This window comes from Streptomyces alkaliterrae, from assembly GCF_007097205.2.
GTDB classification, from domain to species: domain Bacteria; phylum Actinomycetota; class Actinomycetes; order Streptomycetales; family Streptomycetaceae; genus Streptomyces; species Streptomyces alkaliterrae.
The window spans coordinates 1-967 of sequence record NZ_VJYK02000621.1; the positions used below are offsets into that span (position 1 = coordinate 1).

At 69.5% G+C, this 967-nt stretch carries 1 protein-coding gene; it reads left to right on the plus strand.

From position 1 onward, the window contains the following. Positions 1–913: ABC transporter permease (locus FNX44_RS27155; protein WP_143651607.1), on the plus strand; the 913-nt coding region annotated here is incomplete at its 5' end. Positions 914–967 lie beyond the last annotated feature (54 nt).

A 967-nucleotide genomic window follows, 5' to 3' on the forward strand; every position in this document is an offset into this window, starting at 1 on the left:
CACCACCGCCACCGGTGAGGCCGCCGACACGCCGCCACCCCCGCCGCCGGGCCGCCGCGACCTCACCGCCTACTGGCTGCTGCTGCCCGCCGCCGTGTGGCTCGCCGTCTTCTTCGTCGCACCCCTCGTCTACCAGGCCTCCACCTCCATCCAGACCGGCTCCCTGGAGGAGGGCTACCGGGTCACCTGGAACTTCGGCGTCTACTGGGAGGCGCTGCGCGAGTACGGCGGCCACTTCCTGCGGTCCTTCGCCTACGCAGCCACCGCCACCGTGCTGTGCCTGCTCATCGGCTACCCGCTCGCCTACCTGCTCGCCTTCCGCGCCGGACGCTGGCGCAACGTGCTGCTGGTCATGGTCATCGCGCCGTTCTTCACCAGCTTCCTCATCCGCACCCTCGCCTGGAAGACGATCCTCGCCGACAGCGGACCCGTCGTCGCCGCCCTCGACGCCCTGCACATCCTCGACGTCACCGCCTGGCTCGGCCTGACCAGCGGCGACCGGGTGCTCGCCACCCCGCTCGCCGTGGTGTGCGGACTCACCTACAACTTCCTGCCGTTCATGATCCTCCCGCTCTACGCCTCGCTGGAACGCGTCGACCCGGCCCTGCACGAAGCCGCCCGCGACCTGTACGCCAGCCCCGCCACCACCTTCCGCCGCGTCACCTTCCCGCTCTCCCTGCCCGGCGTCGTCGCCGGCACCCTGCTCACCTTCATCCCCGCCTCCGGCGACTACATCAACGCCCAACTCCTCGGCTCCCCCTCGGAGCAGATGGTCGGCAACGCCATCCAGAAACAGTTCCTCAACGTGCTGGACTACCCGACCGCCGCGGCCATGTCCTTCCTGCTCATGGCCCTCATCCTCGTCATGGTCACCACCTACATGCGCAAAGCGGGAACAGAGGAGGTGGTCTGACGATGGCCGCGACGACACCCACCCCGACCAGAGAAACCGCCCACGGACCCGAGC